21 protein-coding genes and 1 pseudogene are annotated in these 24,580 nt (G+C 39.5%); 5 read left to right on the top strand and 17 right to left on the bottom strand.

Annotation, left to right across the window (positions count from 1 at the left end; genetic code table 11):
* Positions 1 to 43 precede the first annotated feature (43 nt).
* The 3 genes from ACE01P_RS02145 (at position 44) to ACE01P_RS02135 (ending at position 9,298) form a co-directional block, all read left to right on the top strand.
* Positions 44 to 7,327 carry a pectinesterase family protein gene (locus ACE01P_RS02145; protein ID WP_379693577.1) on the top strand — a complete coding sequence of 2,428 codons (7,284 nt, stop codon included), beginning with the start codon at positions 44 to 46 and terminating at the stop codon, positions 7,325 to 7,327.
* Between the two features lie 77 nt (positions 7,328 to 7,404).
* Positions 7,405 to 8,058, top strand: coding sequence for a hypothetical protein (locus tag ACE01P_RS02140; RefSeq protein ID WP_379693574.1), 654 nt, complete (start codon positions 7,405 to 7,407; stop codon positions 8,056 to 8,058).
* Between the two features lie 358 nt (positions 8,059 to 8,416).
* Entirely contained in the window at positions 8,417 to 9,298 is an 882-nt protein-coding gene (locus ACE01P_RS02135; RefSeq protein WP_379693571.1) for an alpha/beta hydrolase, read from the top strand.
* A 7-nt stretch (positions 9,299 to 9,305) separates the two neighbouring features.
* Here ACE01P_RS02135 and ACE01P_RS02130 read toward each other — a convergent pair whose 3' ends face one another.
* The 5 genes from ACE01P_RS02130 to ACE01P_RS02110 all read right to left on the bottom strand — a co-directional run bounded on the left by ACE01P_RS02130 (position 9,306) and on the right by ACE01P_RS02110 (position 13,253).
* A complete protein-coding gene (locus ACE01P_RS02130) occupies positions 9,306 to 10,415 on the bottom strand; it encodes a sensor histidine kinase (RefSeq protein WP_379693569.1) in 1,110 nt (369 codons plus the stop codon).
* Positions 10,416 to 10,449: 34 nt separating this feature from the next.
* Positions 10,450 to 11,151 carry a LytR/AlgR family response regulator transcription factor gene (locus tag ACE01P_RS02125; protein ID WP_379693567.1) on the bottom strand — a complete coding sequence of 234 codons (702 nt, stop codon included), beginning with the start codon at positions 11,149 to 11,151 and terminating at the stop codon, positions 10,450 to 10,452.
* A gap of 125 nt (positions 11,152 to 11,276) precedes the next feature.
* Positions 11,277 to 11,843, bottom strand: coding sequence for a porin family protein (locus tag ACE01P_RS02120; RefSeq protein WP_379693564.1), 567 nt, complete (start codon positions 11,841 to 11,843; stop codon positions 11,277 to 11,279).
* A 27-nt stretch (positions 11,844 to 11,870) separates the two neighbouring features.
* A complete protein-coding gene (locus ACE01P_RS02115) occupies positions 11,871 to 12,278 on the bottom strand; it encodes a hypothetical protein (protein ID WP_379693561.1) in 408 nt (135 codons plus the stop codon).
* A gap of 297 nt (positions 12,279 to 12,575) precedes the next feature.
* Complete coding sequence (locus ACE01P_RS02110; RefSeq protein WP_379693558.1) at positions 12,576 to 13,253, bottom strand: hypothetical protein; 678 nt, start codon at positions 13,251 to 13,253, stop codon at positions 12,576 to 12,578.
* 306 nt (positions 13,254 to 13,559) lie between these two features.
* On the opposite strand from ACE01P_RS02110, the gene ACE01P_RS02105 reads away from it, so the two are divergent.
* Positions 13,560 to 14,246 carry a DUF4397 domain-containing protein gene (locus ACE01P_RS02105; protein ID WP_379693555.1) on the top strand — a complete coding sequence of 229 codons (687 nt, stop codon included), beginning with the start codon at positions 13,560 to 13,562 and terminating at the stop codon, positions 14,244 to 14,246.
* A gap of 376 nt (positions 14,247 to 14,622) precedes the next feature.
* Here ACE01P_RS02105 and ACE01P_RS02100 read toward each other — a convergent pair whose 3' ends face one another.
* From ACE01P_RS02100 to ACE01P_RS02060, 9 genes and pseudogenes are all read right to left on the bottom strand, one after another.
* Positions 14,623 to 14,985 carry a DUF6965 family protein gene (locus ACE01P_RS02100; protein WP_379693553.1) on the bottom strand — a complete coding sequence of 121 codons (363 nt, stop codon included), beginning with the start codon at positions 14,983 to 14,985 and terminating at the stop codon, positions 14,623 to 14,625.
* 311 nt (positions 14,986 to 15,296) lie between these two features.
* A complete protein-coding gene (locus ACE01P_RS02095) occupies positions 15,297 to 15,581 on the bottom strand; it encodes a hypothetical protein (protein ID WP_379693551.1) in 285 nt (94 codons plus the stop codon).
* Complete coding sequence (locus ACE01P_RS02090; protein ID WP_379693548.1) at positions 15,581 to 16,633, bottom strand: hypothetical protein; 1,053 nt, start codon at positions 16,631 to 16,633, stop codon at positions 15,581 to 15,583. Before ACE01P_RS02090 ends, ACE01P_RS02095 begins: the two co-directional genes overlap by 1 nt.
* A gap of 28 nt (positions 16,634 to 16,661) precedes the next feature.
* Positions 16,662 to 17,594 (bottom strand): hypothetical protein, encoded by a 933-nt coding sequence (locus tag ACE01P_RS02085; RefSeq protein WP_379693546.1) that lies wholly within the window; start codon positions 17,592 to 17,594, stop codon positions 16,662 to 16,664.
* Between the two features lie 104 nt (positions 17,595 to 17,698).
* Positions 17,699 to 18,541 (bottom strand): conjugative transposon protein TraN, encoded by an 843-nt coding sequence (gene traN, locus ACE01P_RS02080; RefSeq protein ID WP_379693544.1) that lies wholly within the window; start codon positions 18,539 to 18,541, stop codon positions 17,699 to 17,701.
* An 11-nt stretch (positions 18,542 to 18,552) separates the two neighbouring features.
* On the bottom strand, positions 18,553 to 19,842 hold the full coding sequence (traM, locus tag ACE01P_RS02075) for a conjugative transposon protein TraM (RefSeq protein ID WP_379693542.1): 1,290 nt from the start codon (positions 19,840 to 19,842) through the stop codon (positions 18,553 to 18,555).
* Between the two features lie 11 nt (positions 19,843 to 19,853).
* On the bottom strand, positions 19,854 to 20,111 hold the full coding sequence (locus tag ACE01P_RS02070) for a hypothetical protein (RefSeq protein WP_379693540.1): 258 nt from the start codon (positions 20,109 to 20,111) through the stop codon (positions 19,854 to 19,856).
* A 5-nt stretch (positions 20,112 to 20,116) separates the two neighbouring features.
* Positions 20,117 to 20,725 (bottom strand): conjugative transposon protein TraK, encoded by a 609-nt coding sequence (gene traK, locus ACE01P_RS02065; RefSeq protein ID WP_379693538.1) that lies wholly within the window; start codon positions 20,723 to 20,725, stop codon positions 20,117 to 20,119.
* A gap of 23 nt (positions 20,726 to 20,748) precedes the next feature.
* A pseudogene (locus ACE01P_RS02060) lies at positions 20,749 to 21,345 on the bottom strand (conjugative transposon protein TraJ); the annotation flags it as partial.
* Between ACE01P_RS02060 and ACE01P_RS02055 the strand changes: the two are divergent.
* Positions 21,309 to 21,848 carry an alpha/beta hydrolase family protein gene (locus ACE01P_RS02055; RefSeq protein WP_379694110.1) on the top strand — a complete coding sequence of 180 codons (540 nt, stop codon included), beginning with the start codon at positions 21,309 to 21,311 and terminating at the stop codon, positions 21,846 to 21,848. The pseudogene ACE01P_RS02060 and the gene ACE01P_RS02055 sit on opposite strands and share 37 nt — an antisense overlap.
* A gap of 57 nt (positions 21,849 to 21,905) precedes the next feature.
* Here the strand turns inward: ACE01P_RS02055 and ACE01P_RS02050 are convergent, their stop codons facing one another.
* The 3 genes from ACE01P_RS02050 to ACE01P_RS02040 form a co-directional block, all read right to left on the bottom strand.
* Positions 21,906 to 22,172: a hypothetical protein gene (locus ACE01P_RS02050; protein WP_379693536.1), complete on the bottom strand. Its 267-nt coding sequence runs from the start codon at positions 22,170 to 22,172 to the stop codon at positions 21,906 to 21,908.
* 89 nt (positions 22,173 to 22,261) lie between these two features.
* Complete coding sequence (locus ACE01P_RS02045; protein ID WP_379693534.1) at positions 22,262 to 23,794, bottom strand: MauE/DoxX family redox-associated membrane protein; 1,533 nt, start codon at positions 23,792 to 23,794, stop codon at positions 22,262 to 22,264.
* Between the two features lie 213 nt (positions 23,795 to 24,007).
* On the bottom strand, positions 24,008 to 24,295 hold the full coding sequence (locus tag ACE01P_RS02040) for a hypothetical protein (RefSeq protein ID WP_379693531.1): 288 nt from the start codon (positions 24,293 to 24,295) through the stop codon (positions 24,008 to 24,010).
* Between the last annotated feature and the right edge of the window lie 285 nt (positions 24,296 to 24,580).

Genomic DNA, 24,580 nt, shown 5'->3' with positions numbered 1-24,580 from the left:
ACCTTTTGAAATTATTACTAACTAAAACCATATTTAAACCAAAATGAAAAAACAATTTATTTATCTATTCCTCATGCTGTTTACAGTCATGGGGTTTTCTCAGACTATTGAGAAAATTGAAGCTGAAATTTTTAATCAGGCTTCAGGAGCAAGAGCTGAAACGAATGCCGCCCGCTCGGGAGGCGGAAACGTTGGTTACATTAAGAACAATACCTGGATTAAATTCAATGCCGTCAGCTTTACCGAATTTGTCACCCGTTTTGATATCGCGGCAGCAGGAGCGACCGGAGGAACTATCGAATTTAGATTGGGTTCTGCAACGGGAACTTTAATTGGTTCTGCAGCAGTATCAGGAAGTACCAGTTTTACAGATTACAAGAAATTTTCGGCTGCCATTACGCCAACAACAGGTTCGTATGATTTATATCTAGTGTTTCTGGGTCCTGGTACAGGCTATCTGTTTAATGTAGATTATTTCGAGAAAGTAACTGAGAATCCTAATGCTGTGACTTACAATCTGACGACTAGTGTTAATCCAGTTTCAGCAGGAACGATAACACTTAATCCGGCAGGAACAACATTTGCCAAAGGAACCGAAATAAAACTGACGGCCAATAAAAATTTTGGCTATAATTTTAAACAATGGGTAGATGATAAAGGAGCTGTGATATCAACAGCCAATCCGTTCACTTATACTCTCAATGCAGATGCAACGCTTATTGCGCAATATGATGCTGTGGCAACTTACACCTTAAGTGTAAATACAAACGGAGCTTTTGGTTTAGGCGATTACACGATTTCTCCATCAGGAAAAGATGGTGCATTTTCGGTTTATGAAAGCGGAACAAACGTTATGGTTACAGCGGTTGAAAATGATATTGTAAAATTCAGCAATTGGTCGGATGGTTCAACGTCGCTAAGCACTTCTGTAGTAATGAACGAAAATAAAACGGTTACAGGAACTTTTGCCAATCAGACTTTTATTGCAGGATGGACATTCAAAAATGACCAATACGCAAATCCCAGGGTTGCTGAATTGTATTCTAAAGTAGAAAATAGACCGCAGTTATTTGCTTATAATGTAGCAGACAATGTTTTTGCGCCAAATGTAAGACTTCAAAATAGAGGCGGAAAAAGCGGATTCTGTGTGTGGAATACCGAAAGAGGAAATCTCTTTTATTTTATGACTACGCTTTCTACAGTAGGTTATAAAAACATCAATGTGGCTTCGGGTTTATTGGGCTATTATTACGGATGTGATGAATGGACATTTCAATATTCATTAGACGGAATTAACTTTGTCAATGTTTCGGCTTTAACTACAATCAATACCAATACAATTACCAATATTGGCGGAATTCTTCCTGCTGAAGCAGAAGGAAAAGAGAAAATTTATTTAAGATGGTTTCCTAACATTAGCGGACCAAAACATGGATCTGCAAGTGATGTTACGGCTACAATTTTATCAAATTTAATGATCAAAGCCGATGAAGTTTTGGTAACCGATACTGTTGCGCCAGTTTTGGAATCTTCATTTCCTACGGAAGCGTCGAGTTCTGTTGCAGCCAACGGAAGTATTATTTTAAATTATGACGAACAGGTTCGATTCGGAGCAGGAAATGCTGTTTTGAATGGCAAAAGCCTTAGCGCCGAATTTGTAAACAAAACAGTAAAATTCAGCTATTTCGGGTTAGAATACAACAAGCAATATATCTTTACGCTTCCAGCAGGATTTGTAAAAGATCTTTCAGGAAATGATGGGCCAGCGTTGACGTTGTCTTTTAAAACAATGGAAAAGCCAATCCCGACAAAACGTAAATTTGATTTGATTGTTGATGCAGATGCAACTGCCGATCAAATTGCTTCAGGGAAATATGTAAAAACAATAGCAGAAGCTTTTGGTGCTGCGCCTAATAATTCGGCATCAAGATTTTTGGTATTAATTACAAACGGAACTTACAATTTGGGTGGAGACGGAACAAATCCGCAAGATGTGGTTTTAAGGCTTCCATCAGGAAAAAATAATGTTTCGCTGATTGCACAATCCAAAGACAAAGTAATTCTGCAAGGAAATCCAGGATGGGGAATTAAAAACGCTGTTCTTTCTATTGAAGCCAATGATTTGTACATGGAAAATGTCACAATCGAGCATAAAGACGGAATCACAACTTCTGGACAAAGACCAGCTTTGAATCCTGCGGGAGACCGAAATGTTTATAATGGGGTCCGACTTAGAAGTAAACAAGACACACAGGTTACAGGAGGAAAAAGAAGTTTTTACTACAAATCTACAATCGAAGGAGATGTTGATTTTATCTGTGGCGGAGGAACACACTGGTTTGAAGAATGTAAATTGGTTTCTGTTGCTTCAGGTTATATCGTAGCGCCAAATCATGATACGGCTACGCAATACGGTTATATTTTTAATAACAATACGATTAGTGCTTCGACAAGTTATTATTTAGGACGTCCTTGGCAGAATGCACCAAGAGCGGTTTATCTCAACACCAAAATGATGACTGAACCCAATACGGCTGGTTGGGCAAGTATGGGAACAGTGCCAGCGCTTTTTGCCGAGTACAATAGCGTAAACGGAAATGGAATAGCCGTGAATACCGATAACAGAACCAATATATTTACTGTAAACGGTGTAGCGCAGACAGGAAATTATAATCCAGTTTTAACCAAAGCGCAAGCTGACCAATTTACGATAGAAAATGTTTTAAGCGGTACAGACAAATGGGATCCGCGTGTCATTGTAGAACAAGCTGCAAAACCAGCAAATCTTGTAGTTTCAGACAAAAACACTTTAAAATGGGATGAGAATAAATACGCGATGTGTTATGTTATCAGCAAGGACGGTAAAATCGTATCGATTACTACAGAAACAGCTTTTATAGATGCTTCTATTGTTGCAGGAACATATAATTATACCATTCTGGCGGCAAACGAATATGGCGGATTGAGTGACGTAAGCGAAATTAATATGGCTATAAACGGAGGTGCGACTAAATCTTCTATAAGCTATTTAAATTCAATTGATGGAGCAGCTTTATCAGGTTTGATTCCGATAGAATATACTGAAGGTACCGTTCTAAAACTGCCAACTCCAACTTTAACAGGATACACTTTTTACGGATGGTCAGCTTCTGCAACTACAGCAAATGCGCTAACTGAAATTACTGCAACGGCAACTGGAAATCAGACGGTATATGCTTATTGGGGAGTTGGAGGAAACAACAAACCAGATGAAGTAACGCCACCGTCTAATTTTGATTATGAATTTACAGCAGCTGTAAACAAAAGCTGGGATAATGCAGGCAACTTTAACCCAGCTGAAATGCCTATTGCCGGAAAAACGGTTTCGGTTGCTAAAGAAATAGAAACAACGGCAAATGTTTTTTCTGCCGATATGACTCTGTCTGGTGCTGGAACACTTCGTTTAAGAGGCGCACACAAAGCGACAGGAACATTAACTTTTAAGGAAGGAACACGAGTGTATTACAATACGAGTGGAGCGGGCATGGCCTTAGAAGCGCCGATGGTCATTTCTGGTAATGTAAAATTCGAAATGATTTCAGGGATTGCCAGTCAAACCATAATGACTTTAAGCGGACCTGTTTCTGGAAACGGAACAATCTCTCCATTAAATACTGGCCAAGGGGTTAACGCCAATACAGGAACATTGCTTCTAAAAGGAGATAACAGCGAATTTATAGGAACTTGGGATTTGACGCAGAAAAGCACCAAATTTCCAGCATTAAATTATCCAACAGTTATTGAGGGGGCTTCTGCAAATGCTTTTGGCTCTGGAACAATTAATGTGAGTAAAGAGAATTCTGTTATTTTCAGCCATGAACGTGCCGCAGGATCGAACTTGAATTTGAATATTTCAGAGAATGGTAAAGCTTCATTAAATACGGTTTTAAATGTGCAAAAACTTACTATTAACGGAATAGAATTTAAGGAAGGGACCTACGACAAAATGACTAATCCAGAGTTCTTTAGCGGAGAAGGAAAAATCGAAGTCAAAAAAGAAGCAACGGGAGGAGGAACTGAACCAGTTCCTGCATTTCCAGGAGCTGAGGGTTATGGAAAATACGTAACGGGAGGCCGGGGCGGAAAAGTGATTTATGTTACCAATTTAAATGATTCTGGTACAGGTTCCCTTCGTGACGCTATTGGTCAGGCCGGACCTAGAATTGTTGTTTTTAAAGTGTCAGGAAATATTGAATTGAAAAGCGAACTGAATATTACCGACAATATCACCATTGCTGGGCAAACAGCACCAGGAGGCGGAATCACTCTAAAAGATTATAATGTTAAAGTGCGAGGAAATAATGTTATTCTGCGTTATTTGAGATTCAGAATGGGAGATACTCATGATGTCGAAAATGATGCACTTGGAGGACGTTTTCAAAAGAATATAATTGTGGACCACTGTTCTATGAGCTGGTCTACGGATGAATGTGTTTCTTTTTATCAGAATGAAAATTTCACTTTGCAATGGTGCATTATTTCTGAAAGTCTTCGAAATTCTGTTCACGCCAAAGGAGCACACGGATATGGCGGTGTTTGGGGAGGTAAGAATGCTTCCTTTCACCATAATTTGTTAGCGCATCATGATAGCCGAAATCCAAGGTTGGGAGAATATGCGAATGATATTTTTGCTAAAACAGATTTAGTTGATATTCGTAATAACGTAATTTACAATTGGGGCGGAAACAGCTGTTATGGCGGAGATGCGATGAATGTGAATCTGGTAAACAATTATTGGAAACCAGGACCTGGAACTTCAAACTCGACAAAAGAACGCATTCTATCAACAGGAAGAAGTTTAGACACAACTTCGCCATTATACGGAATTTGGGGGAAATATTTTGTTGACGGAAATTTTGTGGTGGGATCGGAAAGAGCAACACAGGATAACTGGACATACGGGGTTTACAGCCAATTTCATGGCAGCCAGCTTCCTGTAAGCGATGCAGATAAAGCCGCATTGAAAATCAGTGCACCCCATGTTTTCGGCGAAATTACAACTCATAGCGCAACAAAAGCATATGAATTGGTTTTGGAAAATGCAGGAGCAAATCTATACAGAGATGCTGTCGATAAGAGAGCGGTAGACGACGCGCGTTCTGGCAAGGCTAGTATTATGAATGGAGGTAACGGAAGCACTAACGGCTATATCGACACGCCTTCAGCAACAGGCGGATGGCCGGTATTGCCTTCTGGAGAAGCTCCTACTGATACAGACGGTGATGGTATGCCTGATAAATGGGAAACAGAAAAGGGATTAAATCCTGCAAGTTCTGCTGACGGTAATTTAAAGACAATTGACGGAAAATATACTAATGTTGAAGTTTACATCAACAGTATTGTAAATCACATTACAGAAAACCAAAACGGAAGTTTAGAGGTATATGTAAATCCGCAGAATTTTGTAGAAAAATACAATGCGGCAGAAAACGGGTCTAAATTTATCATGGCGAGCGGTACATATAGCACGACAACAGATCTAGCGGTTAAAAACCATAAATATGCTTTTGTGCCAGAAGCTGGAACGAAACCTGTTTTTGCAGGATCTTTCGCTTCGGAGAATCCAGAAATTATTTCAGGAAGCTTCAGTTTTGATGGTGTTGATTTTGATTTGACAAATGCTGGAGCAAATCTGCTTAAGTTGAAAAAAGGAGCAAGCGTATCGAGTTTCGAAATTAAAAATGCCACTATAAAAGGAATCAGACAAAGTTTATTAGCAGCTGATGGAGCTAGTGAAAGCCCTATTTCGAAAATTGCTTTAGAAAACTGTATTATTGATGGAAGCGCAGCAACAGGAGGAAGTTTTATTCAGCCTGACTCGCATATTGTAAATTCGATTTCGGTGAAAAATTCTACTGTTTTCAATTACGAAAAAGGGAACAGTTTCTTGATTCTTCAAAATAAAAATGCGACTGTCCAAACAATAAATGTTTCTTTTGAAAGTAATACCATTTACAACTCTGGAAATCAAACCGGAAATGGTTTTGTGTTTGTTGACAACCAGTACAGTGCCGCTTCGACATATTCCTTCAAGAATAATATTATGCAGGACGAAAGAGAAAATGCTAAACCTATTTATCTCTTCAATTCTAATAATGCGGCAGGAGCAGGAAAACTATTGATAGACAGCAACCTTCTTGTTGGTGTTTCTTCGCAATTAGTTAAAGGATCGGTTACGGTGGATGAAACTAATAGTAAGACATTAAGTAATTTGGGAATTTCTGTTTTGGTATATCCGAATCCGCTGCAAGGAAACTTTAGCTTCTCTAAAAATTCACCTTTAGCGAAAGCTTCTTTAGAAGGAGGAGTACTGGGAGATCCAAGATGGTTAAAAGCAGAAGCGAAGTTTTCACAAATAAACTATCTCAATTCTATTGATGGAAAAACCATAACACTTGATCCAATCGAATACATGGAAGGTGCTATTACGAACCTAAAAACACCAAAATTGGAAGGTTATACGTTCTTCGGATGGTCGGCTACAGCGACTGCACCAGGACTGCTGAAAACAATTCCGGCGACAGCGACAGGAAATCAGACTTTTTATGCTTTTTGGGGCGAAGGAGGAAACAACAAACCAGATCCAAGACCAATTGTAAAATCGGGTGTTTCATACGTCAATTCAATTGATGGTAAAGTCATTTCTGATTTAAACCCAATAGAATACACAGAAGGTACAGCGTTGGCATTACCTACACCAGTTTTAAAAGATTTTACTTTTTATGGCTGGTCAGCTTCGGCTACGACACCAAATGATATTAAAGAAATTGCTAGTACGGCTACAGGAAACCAGACCTTTTATGCTTTTTGGGGAGTGGCAGGAAACAATAAGCCAAATGAAGCACCGACTTTTTACAGCATTTCATATTTGAATCTGCCTGCTGGAGTGGTTAATCCAAACAAAACAAGCGCGCAATCAGGCATTGCTTTTACGCTGGAAGAGGCGCAATGCTCGGGATATCGTTTTTTAGGCTGGTATGCTGACGCTTTATATGCAAAAGAAATAACAGGCTTTGGAACTGGGCAGAAAGATAATTTCACGCTTTACGGGCGCTGGAAAAAGCTGGGAGAGTTTTTAGTTTTCCCAACAGTGGCTTCTGGAAAAGTGACCTTAAAATCGAGTACAGACTTTGACCATTTGCTTTTTTTCAGCATGAGCGGACTTATGGTTAAACAGGTTGATGCAATAGGTTCTGAAACTGAGATTCCAATCTCAGATTTACCCTCTGGATCTTATTTCATCAAAAGCCTTAAAACAGGCCAGACGGCTAGAATTATCGTGAAATAAGCTTAATATTCGGAATGGGTTCTACTGCCCATTCCGAATTGCAAAAACCGAATTTTTAAAACTAAAATAATTATGATATGAATAATAATATAAAATTATTGGTATTGGTTTTCATTACAATACTGTCTTCCTGTTCAAATGATGGCGAAAATGATCAAGATGCTACTGCAAATAAAGGATTTTTGAAAATAGGCAGCCAGACTGTAGAATTATCACAAGGATATTTGGAAAATTATGGCATTCGAGTCAATGCCTATAACATTGATTTTTCACTGAGGTCCAAATCAATTTCTGCAGCAGAAGATGGAGCTGTAGTTTACTTTGAGCTGTTTTCTCCTCTTCAGAATAATTTGGCCAAAGGAGATTATAATTATGGTGGTTTTTCTGATGCTGCGGCGTATACTTTTACCAAATGGGGACATTCCCTTTTAGGCAAAAATATCAATACGGCAAAAGGAGCCTTGTCAGTTACTAATGGAGTCAGCATTCGGCCTACTGGAGGCACCTTTAAAGTTACCGAAAACGGAACTAAGTATAAAGTCAGTTTTACTGGAAAAGGCACGGCAACTGTGTTTAAAGACGGTGTTGTTGCTTCAACTCAAAATGATGTTGGTTTCATTATGCAGTATTTTGGAGATGTGAAGAGATCCGAAGGAAAAACATTTGTTTCTACTGCCAAAAAAACAAACTTGGACATTATTGAAAAAAATCATTCTGTTATTTTTAATTGAGTGGGCTAAAAAACAATTGCTGATATAAAAATGGCGCTCAATTGCATTCAATTGGCGCCATTTGGCTTTACTGGCCTGCACTGGATTAATTTCCATAGATTTTATGGAAGGTTTAAAGGGATTGGTCTGCTTCAAGAAGGAGGGCTTATTTCTTCGGATTATATATTGGCTGGGATTTACGGCAGAATTGATCCAATAAGATAGGCATTTCCTAAGTTTTTTTTATTTTGTGCCATGTTTATTTTAATTAAAATGGACATTTTTACGATTCTGAAAGGGAGATGCACTGCAAATCTTATATTATACATGCAGGTTGTCTAATAATGATCGCAGTTGGTATAAAATCTAAAAAAGCTGAATGCCTGAAGAGGTACTTTTGTGGCTTAAAGCCCTAAAAGTGCCAGTGAGAAGCTTATTTTATATTATTTTATTAACCTGCTGTCCTGCAAATTCCCAGGAGCGTTTAATGATTGATTTTTCTGATAAATCTTGTAATAAAGCTATAGATGATAGGATCTCAAATTTATCTTCCTTAACCGATGGGACGTTTGTGGAGAATAATATTAAATGCCCATCTGTAGATTATTTCAAACCCAGCAAACCAAATGGCACGGCAGTGCTTCTTATTCCGGGAGGCGGCCTGTACGCTCTTTTTTCAGATAATGAAGGACTGCAGCTAGCTGAATGGCTGTCATCACAGGGAGTCTCTGTATTCTTGTTCAGACATGTTCTAAAACAAAGTTTGACAAGTAACCCGGCGCAGGACTTATTGAAGCATTTTTCTTTAAAATCAGATTATAGTAAGATCCTTGGCGATCCAGTCTATGCCAGAGCGGTTTTGGATGCCAGATCTGCTATGCAATACATCAAAGAATGCTCGGCAGAAATGGATGTCAGACCGGACAGAATAGGGGTGATGGGCTTTTCAACCGGAGCCGCGATAGCTGCAGAATTATTCATAACGGGCACATCACAAATGCGTCCTGGTTTTTTGATCAGCATGGATGGCTTTACCGCAAGAGACAAGAAAGTGCCGCCATCCGCTTCAGGTCCGGTTTTCCTTGGCAGCATTCTATCCAGCCCTCTTCAGGAAAACGAGCAGAGCATAAAGCTGTATCAGGCTTTTAATGGATCTGACTATAATGTTGAACTTCATATCTATAAAAGCGGTATGGAAGAACAGAAAAGCGACATCGCATGGAAATCAGATGTTATACGCTTTCTTAAGGCATTAAATTAACTAAAATTCATAGTGGCAGCCTTAAAAATGCCGAATATTGGCGGTCTTCTTTGAAACAGTTTAATTCATACCCATCCGCGTACAGCAATTCTAATCTCCGTTTGATATTTACCAATCCTGCACCGCTTGAATTTTTATTGTTAGGCTTGGTTTTTTTGGGCAGCGAATTGACGGCAGTAAAATGAAAGCTGCCCTCTTTCTTTGCCAATCCAATATTTACGTATGAGCCATCATTGGGGTCTGCACTGTGTTTGATGGCGTTCTCCACCAAAACAATTAAAATATTTGGAGGAAGCTTTAATCCTCTTATTTCTTTCTCATCATACTGTATGCAGTAGGTAAAATCATCTCTTCGTATTTTTTCAAGCTCCAGATAGTCGTTCATAAATTTTATTTCTGATGACAGGAATATTTGGCTGCGGTCGGTCTCATAAATCAAATGGCGCAAAAAGTTGCTGAGTTTGACAATTATATAGGATGCTTTTTCAGGTTCGGTTGCAGTGAGCACGTTAATGTTATTGAGCATGTTGAATAAAAAGTGCGGATGCATCTGGCTCCTTAAGGCTGCCAGCTCGCTTTCAACAGCTCTTTCTTCCAGTTCGTTAATTATTGCAATATCCTGCACCCAGCGCTGCATCAGTTTAATGGTAGTGGTTAATAATATAAATGGTGCCAGAAGAAATGTAAGAAACAGAGCAATTGGCACCACTTTATCGGCAGTCAGAATTTCCGATGGATACAATGCCCTGTTCGGCTCGATAATTAAAATCTGAAAAACAGCCAGAATTATAAATCCTATTATGTTTAATGAACCTAAGGAAATAAGATACAGCAAAGCTTTGCCCCTGTAGATGAAATAGGGGGTGAGCCTGTACATGTTGATGTAAAACATCGAAACGATGAAAGCCAGGGCGAGTATCCAGTGGAGATGGTCAAAAAAGCCTGTGAATTCGCCCCATTTCTTTCCTACAGTCAGCAGAAAGAATAAAAATAAAATTCCCAGAATATGCCTGAAAAGCCTATATTTCTTATCGGTAAGCGCTCTAAATAATTTATCTGCCGCGATGGCTTGCGAATTTATGCCGCTGTGCGGATTGCTTTGACTATTATTTTTCATTTTATTCTTTATAATTTAACCGGCTTGGATTTCTTTAATCTCCTAAGAAATGTTTGTGAAATTCAATCTGGTAGGTGCGGCCTATAGGAATTTCGAGATCCTTGATGAAAATCGTGGTCCTGTCAAAAGAATCCACAACATTGATATTTACTACAAATGATTTGCTTACCCTTACAAAAGCATTTGCAGGGAGCTTGCCATGGAGCGACTTAATGTTCATTGCCGTTACAAATTTGCTGTTTTCGGTGTGGATCACAACATAGTCTTTAAGGCCTTCAAGATAAAGGATGTCCTCAAAAAGTACACGGTGGTATCTTCTTTCGGCCTTTATGATGATAAAAGTGTCACTGCTGCTTTCAAAAACGTTTTTATGGGTCTGCAGGAGCTGCTGCTGCACGGCAGCTTTTTGCACTGCCCTGTCAAATCTTTTCTGGGATAATGGCTTTAGCAGATAATCCAGCGCTTCTGTTTCATAGCTGTGCACTGCGTACTGGGGATAGGCGGTTGTAAATATGACCAGGATTTTCTGGTCAAGGCTTTTTGCAAAATCCAAACCATTGTCATCGGGCATTTCAATATCCAGGAAAATCAGATCGACCTCGTTTTCAGCCAAAAAGGCAGCTGCGGCCATTGTGCTGTTAAACGAATTTAAAAGCTGCAGACTGCCATTTTTTACAATCAGCTGGCGCAGTCCTTCCCTTGCCAGGGGCTCATCATCTACAATAATGCATTTCATGTTTTTTGGTTTTGTAAGTGCCTTATCGCTGCAGTCTGTTAAAACTGAAAGATAAGTTGAATATTCAAGCCGTAAAGTTATTGCTAAAATACTTATGATGCGTTTAAAAAGTGCGGCATGCGGCTTTAAAATAAGCGCAGTGCCAGACCTAATTGTATCTGCTGGCTAGAGGAGCGGCTTCCAAAATCGCTTATGTCTGAGAATCCCCAGCAGTATCTGCCGTAAATTATAAGGGGATGAAGATTGATTTCGGCGCCTGCCACAGCAGAAAAGTCTGTTTTTTTAAATAGTTTTTTTCCATTTTCAGTGATGCTTTTTCCGCTGTCGGCAAGGAAACTGAACTGCGGTCCGGCTGTAAAAGTGATAAAGCCTTCATTATTGATTCGAACCAGCACAGGAACACTGATGTAGTTTAATGTTTTATTCCCTTTAAATGCACTGTTTGCCACTTCCGTAAAGCTTTCTTCCACGGCCGTATTGGTCTGGTTAAACAGCACTTCCCCCTGTATGCCGACTGCACTGGAAAGGTCAAAATAGACAAATCCTCCCAGCTGGTACCCGAGTTCGAACTTATCATCGAAAGCTTTCCCATTTATTTTAGTAAGGTTAGCGCCGGCTTTAGCGCCAATATGTATCTGCCCATGCATAATGCTGAGAAGGAAAATGCAGGCAAATGTTAGAATATGTTTCATTTTGTAATGGATATGTATTTTTTTAATTTATATATTTAAAATCTGAAGAGAATAAAACCTCCAGACATTCTCAGACTTGCGCAGAAGAATGTTGTAGAGTCTGATTGATTTGGTCTGCATGCCCCTGTAAAAGGCATGAATAATTGTTTCAGTGCAGGTGAGCAGCACGGCATTTTCATTTAATATGATTTGCTGCTCGATTGCAAATTCGGCATATACTTTCTTGTCGATCTGCTTGATTCTGTAAGCTTCAATTTCCGCTCTGCCTGAAAGCCTGATGCCTTCGGGTTCTATATGCACTACGGCGCCTTCAAGCAGCGAAGCGTAGGAGCAGGGGTTATTATGCAAGCTTTCAAGATCCATAATTAGATTTAAGATTTTTTTATAATCATCCAAAAGAATTGGCGGCTTTGCATGAAGGATGGATTTATTCATACGGTTTGATTTTTGTGTTTTTCCATGAAACGATGCTGCTTGCAGATTCTCTGCACAAAAAGCTGCTTCACATTTTTACATGATCCACAGCCCCTTTAAAATCTAGTTAGTCGCTAGCATTTCGAATTCTTTCATTTCACTGTGGAAGACTTGCAAGCAAGGCAGTAATATTTAGTTTTTCTCTCTCTGCACTTTTCTTCACTGTATCTGTTTTTCTTTCTGGACAACAGCGAGTTAAAACGAAAAGGAAAAGGAGCAATACGGCTAAAATTTTCATCCTTCAATGGATTTCAGTGCTTACTTTGGTGCTTTTATCGAAGTTATTTCTGAAAAGCTTTCCAATTTGTCTTTTGACCTTACTTCTGACCTTACAACTCCCACTTCAGGGTGGTAATATTCAGTCACTTTTGCCTTTATGGGAATTCCGATAAATCCGATCTTAAATTTGAATTCGAAATCATAGATTATTTTAGTGCACAGCCAAGTGCCAGCCTTTGTGGTAATGCTCTGCTGGCCTGAAACTTTTCGGTTGTTGATCTTCAGGCTGATTTTCACGCTTTCCCCTTTTTCATTGGTAGCCGTTGCTTCATAAAAGACATCGGTCTTTAAATCCTGCCCGGCAGCCATGTTTTTTGGGTAAATGATCGCGGCCTCTTTTTTTGTTTTTGCATCATCCACGCCAAGCCCCCATATAACCTGATCTGGCTTGCAGCTATAATGCAGCACCTTGTCTTCTGAAGGCTTGCCTTTCTCAGTTTTCACCGAGTGAAGATCTGATATGATATCGCCAGTATTATTTTTACCCGTCTGGGCAACTGTAATGGACGTTACGCTTTTAACTGCGTTATCAGCTCCGTATTCGGTAGTTTGAATGCTGGCGCCTTTTTTAGTATACAGGGAATTCTGGCATTCCTGCCCGGCAGACTGCAGGGTGATAAAAGAAGAGATAATCAGATAGCAGATTAATTGTTTCATAATTGAAGTTTTTAATTTGATGCAAATTTAGAGAGGCAGGCAGATCATGTTTTTTATTTTATACAACTGTCCAATACTATTATACCAGTGGATCATTTTTGGCTATATCTGTAAAAGGAGACAATTTTTTCTGCGCTGCAGTTTTTGTGATCTGCAATATTTATAGGTTAATTTCTGCATTTGATATCTCGATGAGTGCTGTTGGTATAAATTGTAGAATCTGTCCGCCGCTTTGTTATTTATTTGCACGCGATTAAAACGCACAATCATTAAATAAATCGTAACAAAAACTAAAGACAGAATAGTATGGGCAAAACACTTAAAAACAAATTTGGCACTTGGGCAATCTTGACGGTTCTAATTTTAAGCATGTCTTCCTGCGATGAGAATCAGGTTGACATCTTCGGGGAAGCGAAGGTGAAGATTGTAAATGCCGCGCCCCGATCAAAAACGCAGCAGTTCTTTTTTATAGGAGGGATCATAGCCAAAAACCTCGACTACTCAGAAAGCACCAACTCCTACATTACGGTGAAGTCCGGCGACAAATTGGTGGCTCAGTTTAGGGATCAGCAAGACGGCAATATATTGGCATCCTCAAATATCGATCTGCAGAATAAAGACCGGTATACAATTTATCTGGCCGAGGACAACAGCGGGAGGGAACGCATATATGCGTTCAAGGACGATCTTTCTGCGCCCCAGAACGGCAAGGCAAAAATTAAATTTGTACACCTCTCTGGTTCGGGACCCGGAACTGTATCTTTTTTTAGCGGAAACCAAGCCGCGTCTCTGGCCAGTGTAGGGAGAGCTGATCAGAGCAGGTATTATGAGGTTAATGCCGGCACTATTTCAATTGCTGCAAGGCCAGAAGGGTCAGCTTCTGTTATTGCAGCCCTGAATGGGCTTCAGCTGCAGGAAGGCAGGATTTATACTCTGGTGCTTGCAAGTGCCTACGACAGCGGTTATGACCTTCTTCTGATCAGGCATAATTAGATCTCAGCATTATAACTGTTAATCCATTATTAGACAAAAAAATGCACCTGACTTTGAGGAAATAAACCAATTTTTAGCGTCAATAGAAAAACAAATCTATCAATACTTCAATAAGGAAAGTAATCTGCCTATTCTTTATGTAATTTAAACATTTCTGATTTTGAAGAGGCACACTCTGGCATTAGTATACAGTTTCGAACCTAGGATTCTTAGGCCTTGATTTTGATACATTTCTTGTCTTCAAAAATTGCAAGTGCCAAAATTCTGCCACAAATCTCTAATTGCTGAATGTTATAATAGTTCTTGATGTAAACAGCCCTGCTGATTAAAAGCAGGGCTATTTGGTTATAATAAAGCAGGTGAGTTTTCGGGTATTTTATATGGCTGTTTCGGCTTCGACTTCGGAAATTTCTTCGCTGATGGAAGCATCGGTATCGGTCTGTGACGGGTCCTGTTCTGCAGCAATTTCTCCTGTAGCAATTTCTCCTGCAGGATTTTCTTCCGATTCTTTTCCTTCTGCAGCGGCAGTCTGCTGGGAGGTTTTTTTCATCAGGATATAAAAATCCCTTAGATGCCACCATGCCGGACAGCGGTCAACAGGGCCGTTAAAGTTTCTGATTCCGATATAGCAGCTCTTTAAAAACTGCTGGGTATCGGAGATGTATGCCCATTCGGTCCATTTCACCTCCTTGGGCGGCGGGCTGCTTTCAAAATGGCGTTTGATGTCTTCGTAATTCATGCTGCAAAATTAGATAAAAACAGCGCATAAGGCAAGGCAGTATGGGATGTTTATGCCTTGATGGGACTGGATTTCCGCTGTAATTATTTTCATTTTTTTGAAAGCCAGCGGGTTGCTTTCAGATACTTTTTTGGAGCTCTTCCCGCTATGCGATGCAATCTTCTGCGCCGAACCCCCGAGCAGAAGGATTTCCGCTTCTATCGGGGCTAAAAGTTGAATACGTTTTCCTTGATTTTGCCGCAAAATTTGAATTACTGAATAGGGATAAAAAACGGATCTACTTTTTCAGCCCAAAGATAGCAGCTCCACTTTTACACAGGAAAATAAATGACGCTTTTTTGATTTCTATTTTTTTTTGGGATGTAGTTTATATAGCCGTATTCATTTAAATCCTTTATGCATCTGTGATACGTGACAGGACCGGTTATTTTGGCTATTTTCATAATTTCATGCCTGTAGGCTTTGATAGGATTGATATTGCCTTGATTTGCTCTGAATTGAAGCAGTGCCGCAAAGATCCCAATATGGGTAATGCTGATGCGCTGATCTTTATCTATTGATCTAAAGAATTCCGTTAAAGGATTTAATTGTTCCATCACTGCCTTAATTTAGATTTAGATGCCTGTTTTACAGATTGATTTTTTAAAGCTTGTCTACCATTCTGAATTCGTGAGTCTGGTTTTATTTCTTTTTTCGATGAAGTGATCTGCACTTTTCGAAAATGCAGGTCATAGATATTCAGGGATTTAAACTGCGGATTGGCTTCTATGTATACCTGATTTTCTCGTCCATCTTTAATCAGCACGGCAGATGCTCTGTCACCCTGCCTTAAAGTATTTTTTAGTTTCTCCATTTCATATGCATTGGATATCTCTTTTAAAGGAATGGCCTTTAAAGTCTTTTCCAAATCATAGGCATATTCATTTCGAAATTCTTTTAAGTGATAATTGCCCGAAGCGTCTTTGTCATTAAAGTCGAACTGAAACCATGATTGGCTATGCTCTACAGAACGGCCTGACAATAAATTATAGACTTCATTCAGCTTAAAATTGTTTTCCAGCCCATTTTTAAAGTAATATTCCCTGCTGTACTCTGGAGCAGAATTATTCTGGAGGCTGCTTTTGAATCCATCGAGTTCAAAATGGCCTTCAGCATTTTTTGAAAAGCAGAGCGTATGATCGATCTTTTCTTTTTCATTAATGTAGTAGGATAGGGGCACGCTGAAATTTTCCTGTTCCTTGTCGATAAGATTTTTAATTTTTTCGGATAGATCAGGAAAACCGATACAACGTACTTTCTCGTTGATCGAATTGAAGTTTATCTCGTGTTTTTTTGCATCACTGCGAAGTGAAAGCTGATTTTGTATACTGGTTATTATTTTCCTTAATGTACGTGAAATGAGATTTGGATACAGTTGTTTTGACATCCTATGGATTTCCATTTTAAGGATTCGAAGCGTATGCTGCTCCTCAATATTTTTTGAAGATTTGTATTTTGTACTGATTCTCTCGAACTGCCGCAGTTTCTCAGCCAGTAAAGATTTGTTTTCTGCCGGAGTAACTGAAAACAGTGTGTTGAAACGTTCCTCTCTTGCTTTCCATTGGCTGAATTCCAATTCTACTCTATTTGCGGGAAACTGCGGGTTCATGATCTAATTTTTAATTATTCTAAAATTTCTAAACTGAATTGGACTGCTGTTTTCTTTTTTTGGGTTTGTTAGCGGAAGGGGTTTCGCTGTTCTCGTCAGCAGCCTCGGACTGTTTCTTGTCTGATTGTTTTTCTGAAGTTTTTTCCCCCTCGGATTTTTTCTCTTCTTTGCTTTCCCGATGATTGATGCGCTGGAGGTTTCCGTCATATACATTAAGGGTCTTGAACTGGGGATTTGCCTCTACGAACATTTTGCTTTCCACGCCGCCCACAACAAAAGTCACAGACTGAAGATTTCCTTTTTTAAGGGAATTCATTAGGTCTTCTTTATACTGAGGCGTATTGAGTTCTTTTATGGAGTGTTTTTCAAGGCTTGCTTCCAGATCATAGCCGTAATTCTGATGATAATGGTTGATTTTGAAATTTCCGGAATTTTCTGTCTGTTTAAAATCGAATTTTAACCAGGAATTGTAGCTTTCCCCTTCTTTGGTTTTAAGATCTTTATTTACCGAACGCCCTTCCATCAGATTATAAGCTTCCTTGAGGGTAATGCTTGTGCCGTCATTGTTGATGTAAAAGGTCTGTTGCATACCCGGCTTGTTTTCTTCCTTTTGCAGGTTCACTTGATAGGTATTAAAAAAGTACATATCGGTCTGGTCTGACTTCTTGAAGTTCAGCTCGACCGTTACGGTATCCCTGTTTGGAACGCCATTGTTCATAATGCCGGTGTGCATGATTTTAAAATCCTTATCTCCTTTGAGCATGTTTTCTTTCAATTCGGTATCGAAAGTTTCTCCAAATCCAGTATATTTCAGCTGGTCTTTCAGGTATTTTAAATTAGTCTCATTCATAATGTTTGTATTTAAGTTGTTTTTTGGTAATTCCTTGTTTTCTCCTGCCGGACGGACAAATTCCGTAAGATCAAGTTTCTCATTGCTGTACAGATAAATTCCGCTCTGCATGACTGTCTTTAATTCGTTTCCTCTGCAAAGCTTAACAGGGTTTCTATTTCATTGCTATTTATATTCATAACCTGCTTTTTAAGTTTTCTAGGACGGTGCTGGGACTATGGCAGCGGGATTACTTTATCAGCCAGATTTTTTTTGATGCTGACTTCCAAGTGGCGTCCGCCGCTCTTTTCCAGCAGCTGGAGCGTTAAAAGCTTATTTTCGGGAATCGTAAATTTTTCCAGTGCAAAAACTTTTACCACTTCAGACTTATCAGGAATCACCGCAGAGGATGAAGTGCAATACAGCGGCTGAATCTCTATTTCCTGCGAGGCGGTCCGTTTTGATTTTCGCTGGTCTCTTATGAAAAAATGCAGCTGGTCGATATCATAATTGATTTTTGATTTATTTTCGAATGCAACACGCAGATACAGCACATCCTCATGAATAAATATGCCGCTGACCTCCAGTTTTATCTGAAACTTGGATTTTTTTAAGCCGCCGGTCTTTATTTTTTTTGATAATGCAAGCCAGGAAGACTGTTCGATTTTTTTCTGGTTTTCGTTTCCCGAGGCAAACAGCACTTCCTTACTGGCCGCCGCAGCATTTTCTGCTTTTATATTCAGATCAGGGCAGTCTTCATCGTAATTCAGTACAAATACATATAATTTTGCATCAGATGTGACTACCGTCAGGTTGGTCTGGAAAAAATATTGTCTTGCAGCTTTTACAAGCAGGATATTCTCGACCCCTTTGGCCTTCTGCACCAGCACATCTGCACTCCCTTTATCAATGCTTTTAATCGGGTAGGGAAAAACTATGCTGGTTGTTTTCGAGTAGCCGATCTGAAGATTTTTATATTGGTCTTCATAAAAGGCAGTTTCCCTGCTGTTTGGCTGAGAATAACCGAAAACAGAAACCAGCAGCAGGCTCATTAAAAACAAATAATTGATTCTTTTCATCTTTCTCTATTTTAAGGTTTTAAATTCTTTTGTTTTTCATCATAAAGCAGCACCCGGTATCCTGATTTCACCACAACTTTTATGAGTTTTACTTTCTTGCTCATAAGGCTTTTTGCCGCCTCAATGCCCATTCCAGCAGCCTGTGCTCCCCATGAATCAGTAACCCCGGTAAGCCCGAGTGTCTGAATCGAGCGGTCGGCAGATGCCTTGCCAACGTCCCTGCTGATTGCGCCTGGAATGTATATCCCTTCAATTCCGTCCATATCGTAGACCGAGAGCTGCACCGGAAAAATGGAACCGTGATGCTGGAGGTTTTCTATCTTTATTTCAAGCCTTTCGCCTTTCAATGCCGCCATACCGTATAAAAAAGTATTTTTAGGAATGGTAGTTCCTTGGAGTGTTATATCAGTGCTGAGCCTTAGTTTAATCACCGATCCATTTACAATGGTCTGAGTTTCGTGCACGACGGCCCCAAGTGCATTTTGCGGCTGATCTGGATTCAAATCCTCATCTGCAGTAAAAAAAGCATTCGATTTAAAGCGCTCTGCGGCGGCCGTATTTTCTTGGAGGGAAGTGATATTGTCTGCCTTGCTTTTAAGGTCTACGGAATATGCTTTTCCTTTTTTATCCTCGGAATTCTGTCTTAAGCGTTCCTGTACTCTTGAAGGATGCTGGATATCCAGGATATTTTCCAGCATGCCTCCGAGCTGCTGCAGTTCCGGGTCCGGCGCAGTTTCACCCATTGCAGACATCATCTGTTCTAAGTTTTTAATCTGGGCAGATACTTCATTTGGCGAGCCGTAGTTCTCGAACTCCTTCATATCCTGGCTGTAATTTTTAACCGGTATCGGCTCGCTGATGGTTTTCTGAAGCAGCCGCAGTTTTTCATAGATTTTCTGCTCGTTTCTGTCCTGCGGACTTGCTGCATTCAGACCAGTTCCTTTTTGTGAAAAACGCTGTGATGCAAAATCCAGTTCCGGGAACTCCTTGAAGGATTCTTCCAGAACTTTTTGATTGGAATAGTTGGGATCTTTTTTGATCTGCTCCTGCAGTTTGATGGAATCTGCTGACGCCTTATCATAATAGCTCATTTTATCCAAAGAGGAATCTTCTTTAAAACTTGGAAGCGGCAGTTTAAAATTAAATCCTTTTTTTATTTCATGTTCAGCCGTCGCAGCCTCCATTTGTCCTCCTCCCAGGGTATAAAAAAGAATGGTGATAAAAGGAAGCGTTATGATCGGCATCGCCAGAAGCATTTTTCGTTTTTTTGCTTCTTTGATTGATATTGTTTTCTGTTCCATTTCTCTATTTTTTAATCGATTAGTTTAATTTTTAAGGTCTTTTCCGAACTTCTTGCCTTTTTTGCGCCCTTTTCTGAAAAGGCATTATAAATGTTGTAAAGCAGGTAGGATGCAGATAGCATAACAAATAAGCCGAGAAGAAAAATGAGCTTTCTCTTTGAACACCCTTCAGCGAGGCTGCTCATTTTTTCGGACCATTTTTTTTGGGCAGACAGATAGTGCCGATTGTATGCAAATGGAATTTCACGTTTTTTAAATAGTGATTTCATACCCCTCATTTTCGGTTTTCAACAGTTAAATCTCGGTTTTCGATCGTAGTGAAGCGCTCGATTAAAAAACCATGCGGATTGTTGTCGCTTCTTGATACATTGCGAAGGCTTCCTTCGGTAATCAGGTTTCTTTTCAAAATGCTCGTGGTTCTGATGATGCTCTGCAGCGAGAAGCATTTAAATCGGTAGGGGTAGTCACGAATATCAATAGTTACACTGTCAATCTGGATGGTCTGGCTTATATTGCCTGAAATGATTCCGGAATAGAAGCCGTTTTCCTTCAGGTCATCATAAATTTTTTTGGCACTTTCGTCCGCCAGATAAAGCGCTTTAGTGACATTGGTCCTAATAACCTTATCATCCGGATCCAGGGTGAAGAAAAACTTGTGGAAAGTTTTGATATGGTCCCTTGCCTCAACAGGCACATTATCCTTGCGGTCAGATGCATATGCTTCCAATGCCTTTCCAGCCGCCAGGATGTATACTTTATCCTGCATGCGGCTTACAGTCTGAAAACTTCTGTTTATGGTGTAGCAGCAAATAACAGCGCAGCATATAACAACCAGTAATGTAAATCCTCTCACATATTTAAAAGCGGTGTCTATATTTTTCATTTTGGTAAACATGAGCCGATCATTTAAGTTTGTTTAGAATTTCCTTTGAGCCTGTCGCTCATGTAATTTCCTTTCTCCTCAAAGTAGGGAGCAGAGGAGGAGGAAGCAGACATGCTCTGCGACATCCTTCCAGCGGCATTTCCCATTGAGTCCAGAACCATTGCAGTACCTTGCGATGTTTTGGAAACTGCCGAACTTGCCGAGGTGCTGAATAGGGTTGTGGTTTTGTGGGCCAGGGCTCCGCCTCCTCCAGCATGGACAATGTAATTGGCAACCGAGGGCACAGTGAAGTAACCGATAATGCCGATAATCATAAAAATTAAATAAGACATATCGGTCCTGCTGAAAAAGGTATCTCCGGTAGCCTGAACCTGTGAAAGATCCAGTTTGAGCATCAGCTCCTGAATCTTGCCAATAATGCTTCCAAAAATATTGGCAACCGGCAGCCACAGATAAATATTGATATATCTTGCCAGCCAGACAGTAAGGGTATGCTGGAATCCGTCGAAGACCGCTATTCCGAAAACCAGCGGTCCCAGTATGGAGAGCACAACCAGCTGAAATGTCCTGAGCGTATCAATGCATAAAGCGGCGGCCTCGAACAGAACCCGGAGTACCTCGCTCAACCGGACTGATCGGCCATTCGTTCGGAGGCTATGAATCTTCATACCTGATCACCCAGACCGATCTTTTTGCCGCGGCGGTTTCCGGCAACGGAATTTCTGATTTAGGCACAATGTCTCTGTCTGTCAGCCGAACTTCAGGAAAGCCCGATATGTGGAGGTTTGAAAAAGACATTTGGATGTTAGGAAAAACACTCATGGAAGCTCCGAAACTTTATCAGATTAATTCAGCTGTGTATAATGCGGATAAAGTGAAAACTCCTCTTCTTTTATGGGTTGGTCAAGAAGACCGGCAGGTGGATATGAGACAGAGTATCGAATACTATCTTGCCTTGCGAAGATTGGGCAAGAAAACCATAATGCTACAGTACCCTGAAGAAGACCATGTCCTTTTTAATAAGCAAAACCAGATGGATTTAAGCAGGAGGATAATGCAGTGGTTTAATTATTATTTAAAAGATGATTTTTCGGCGGAGTGGATAAAAAATGGAACTGAATAATCAAAAAAACAATGCAGTTCTTCTGAGAACTGCATTGCTCTTTTAAAAAATTAAACATTAATTCGAGGGTTGATATAACGTAACATTACAGTTTCCTTGTGCATCCTTGCCAAAAGCCTGCTGGCCGTCACTGTGTTTACAGATAACATTTGGATTTGTATCACACTGGACTGCAATATTACAGTCGTCATTTTCATCAAGAACATAACCTAATCTTGGTGTAAGGGTGCTTGATGCTTTCTGCATAGAGGTCGTCACAAACGCCCCTGAGATTCCCAGTACAGCTACTGCCATAGGAATCATTTTTTTAAAATTAGTTTTCATAACTGAAAATATTTAATTAAATATTGGACCTACTTTTTTCTACAGGTTTTCAGTCTCCATTCCTGATATCGGCCGATATATTTTTGATGTCAATTCTCTTTTGATTTTACGGAGTTAATTTCATTTTTTAAAAGATCGCGGAGTCTGTAAATTCCAAGATCAGTACCCATTATAGCGTATAGATATTCTGGTGTTACGATAATAGAACTCAACTTTTTATTGCCAATTTTGTATAGTGAAAAGCTCATGAGATAGGATTTGGTATCTAGGTTGTAAACATCAATTATAAAAGACTGTTCCCAGAGTTTGTCGCTTTCAAAGCGTCCGGAAACTTTAGAGTTGACAAACAATAGGTTTTCACAGACCGCCGTGTAGGCATTTACCGTAATTGCCGGTGCGGACAGCTTTCTTTCTGTATTGTTTTTGAGATGGGCGACCTTTATTTTCGCCTTTGTAGTTGTATCAATTGTGTTTGCTGAATACTCTAGGTTGGCATTGGTGTCAATAGCGATATATTCATTGCGATAATAGTAGGTGTACACAGCTCTGTTGGTTTTTTCATCGAACAGCAGCGTGCCGTCAGTATCAAAAATGCCGTCAATCTGTTTCTGCAAAAGACTGCTGTTATATCTTATTTTAGGGCTTTTCGTTTCATTAAAAATTCCTATAGAATGTTCGGCATTTCTGCCATTGCTTGATCTGAGAATAATTTTTGTTTGATTGATTGGTTCAGCCAGCGTAAAGTAGGGCAGGCCTGTTAATTGTTTCTCTGCTTTCCAGTTAGATTTGGAGCCTGTAAAAACTGCTGGTACTGTTCCGTCCATTAGATAAAATGAAGAATCCCTGATTCTGATCTTTACTGAAGAAAAAAGAGTTTTCTTTGAATCAAGTATTATTTTAATAGACTCTTTATTTTTCGTTTTTTTACCGATAGCAGTAATATGAAGAGGATTGCTGTAATTGCCCAGATATATTTTCTCCCTGTCTGAACCTGCGAAATAATAGGAATTAAATTTGAGGTCAATAATAGTGTCCTGTACTATAGGATGTTTAGGAAAGCGTCTGATAAATGGATTTTCATAACGCATGATTTTTTCTGACGATAGAAACAGAGCAATAATTAGTATTGTACTGAATATTATGTTTGATGAAATGTAAAGCCATCGTTTTTTTCTTCCGGTCTGAATACCGTCTGCAGTTTTTGAAGGAGGAAACATTAATATGGAAGCCAAGGAAAGTCCAACAAAAAACAGATTAAAAATGAGATGGACATTCCAGCTCATTTTTTCTAATATACCTCCACAGGAGCAGGGTACAAAAGAACTGAAGTGGAGCATTATAAAAATATAAGAAGAGAACATTGCCATCAGGCTTAACGAAGCATATAATCCTGTGCTTCTCAATTTGGGAATCATCAGCATTAATGAAATTAATAATTCAATGGCGGGGACCATATAAGCGATCCAAGTGGCATAGGAACTTAACAATGGGGACTGTCCAAGCTGCACCTGAAAATTTTCAAAATCCAGAATCTTGGCAATCGCAGCATAAGTAAATAACAGCACAAATAGCAGTGATGATGTTTCTACAAAGGCATTCTTTAATCTGACCTGTAATTTCATAACTTAAAAATTGCATTTTCTTTTCGGCTTTGAGAATATGGAAAAGAAAAAATGATATGCAAATTTAGAAGCATGATATCATAAAACTGTTATTGAAATCGAGCCAAAAGTTCTGAAAATCAAGCCAGTTTTAATTCTTAGTGCTGTCAAAAAGTGCCCATTAAAATACTTTTATTTGATGGACACTTTAATGCATTTAGAAAGTAGGGATTATTACTTGAATGCCTGGCTTAAAGACTGAAGTTTTTCATTGAGTTCCACCAGACTTGCTTTCTGAAGACATTCCTCTGAGATGTTTTTCAAATCCTTTAAACTTTCTTCTGAAACAATTCCTATAAGATTTGAATCGTCTTTTTCCAGCAGCAGTCCCTGTTCTATAAAATGGCTCAGAAGCAGCACATTTTTGCGTGAAATTTTCAAATCAATCTTCACCGTCTCACTCATGCCAGGGATACTTAGAACTGTATCAAGCACCTTGGCAACATCACTTTTTGTAATCATAATTCCAGCGTTTTAAATTAATATTCGACTGCGATAAAGATACTAAGCATATTTTCGATTCTCATGGACATAATATAACCATGATGGGCTTAATCCAAAGTGCTTAATTAATTTAGCTTGATAATTTAAGTTTGGGTAAGCTCATGGGGATGGATATCTCAAATATCCGAAAGATTGCCTCGTTCCAGCAATCGGCAAGATGTCCGTTTGTTAAACAACCGAATCTTGCTGCCCTTTTACTCGGAACTCGTGGGCAGTGAAACTGCAAGCTTAAAAATCTTTGAA

The sequence above is a fragment of the Flavobacterium sp. HJSW_4 genome, assembly GCF_042436695.1.
In the GTDB taxonomy this organism is placed as follows: Bacteria; Bacteroidota; Bacteroidia; order Flavobacteriales; family Flavobacteriaceae; genus Flavobacterium.
The sequence above is the reverse complement of the archived record's forward strand: the minus strand, read 5'-3'. Positions and strand labels throughout refer to the sequence as shown.

Excerpts from the sequence above, each read along its gene's own strand:
- ACE01P_RS02145 (WP_379693577.1), top strand. The coding sequence starts at position 44 with ATGAAAAAACAATTTATTTATCTATTCCTCATGCTGTTTACAGTCATG.
- ACE01P_RS02140 (WP_379693574.1), top strand. The coding sequence starts at position 7,405 with ATGAATAATAATATAAAATTATTGGTATTGGTTTTCATTACAATACTG.
- ACE01P_RS02135 (WP_379693571.1), top strand. The coding sequence starts at position 8,417 with ATGCCTGAAGAGGTACTTTTGTGGCTTAAAGCCCTAAAAGTGCCAGTG.
- ACE01P_RS02130 (WP_379693569.1), bottom strand. The coding sequence starts at position 10,415 with ATGAAAAATAATAGTCAAAGCAATCCGCACAGCGGCATAAATTCGCAA.
- ACE01P_RS02125 (WP_379693567.1), bottom strand. The coding sequence starts at position 11,151 with ATGAAATGCATTATTGTAGATGATGAGCCCCTGGCAAGGGAAGGACTG.
- ACE01P_RS02120 (WP_379693564.1), bottom strand. The coding sequence starts at position 11,843 with ATGAAACATATTCTAACATTTGCCTGCATTTTCCTTCTCAGCATTATG.
- ACE01P_RS02115 (WP_379693561.1), bottom strand. The coding sequence starts at position 12,278 with ATGAATAAATCCATCCTTCATGCAAAGCCGCCAATTCTTTTGGATGAT.
- ACE01P_RS02110 (WP_379693558.1), bottom strand. The coding sequence starts at position 13,253 with ATGAAACAATTAATCTGCTATCTGATTATCTCTTCTTTTATCACCCTG.
- ACE01P_RS02105 (WP_379693555.1), top strand. The coding sequence starts at position 13,560 with ATGGGCAAAACACTTAAAAACAAATTTGGCACTTGGGCAATCTTGACG.
- ACE01P_RS02100 (WP_379693553.1), bottom strand. The coding sequence starts at position 14,985 with ATGAATTACGAAGACATCAAACGCCATTTTGAAAGCAGCCCGCCGCCC.
- ACE01P_RS02095 (WP_379693551.1), bottom strand. The coding sequence starts at position 15,581 with ATGGAACAATTAAATCCTTTAACGGAATTCTTTAGATCAATAGATAAA.
- ACE01P_RS02090 (WP_379693548.1), bottom strand. The coding sequence starts at position 16,633 with ATGAACCCGCAGTTTCCCGCAAATAGAGTAGAATTGGAATTCAGCCAA.
- ACE01P_RS02085 (WP_379693546.1), bottom strand. The coding sequence starts at position 17,594 with ATGCAGAGCGGAATTTATCTGTACAGCAATGAGAAACTTGATCTTACG.
- traN (WP_379693544.1), bottom strand. The coding sequence starts at position 18,541 with ATGAAAAGAATCAATTATTTGTTTTTAATGAGCCTGCTGCTGGTTTCT.
- traM (WP_379693542.1), bottom strand. The coding sequence starts at position 19,842 with ATGGAACAGAAAACAATATCAATCAAAGAAGCAAAAAAACGAAAAATG.
- ACE01P_RS02070 (WP_379693540.1), bottom strand. The coding sequence starts at position 20,111 with ATGAAATCACTATTTAAAAAACGTGAAATTCCATTTGCATACAATCGG.
- traK (WP_379693538.1), bottom strand. The coding sequence starts at position 20,725 with ATGAAAAATATAGACACCGCTTTTAAATATGTGAGAGGATTTACATTA.
- ACE01P_RS02050 (WP_379693536.1), bottom strand. The coding sequence starts at position 22,172 with ATGAAAACTAATTTTAAAAAAATGATTCCTATGGCAGTAGCTGTACTG.
- ACE01P_RS02045 (WP_379693534.1), bottom strand. The coding sequence starts at position 23,794 with ATGAAATTACAGGTCAGATTAAAGAATGCCTTTGTAGAAACATCATCA.
- ACE01P_RS02040 (WP_379693531.1), bottom strand. The coding sequence starts at position 24,295 with ATGATTACAAAAAGTGATGTTGCCAAGGTGCTTGATACAGTTCTAAGT.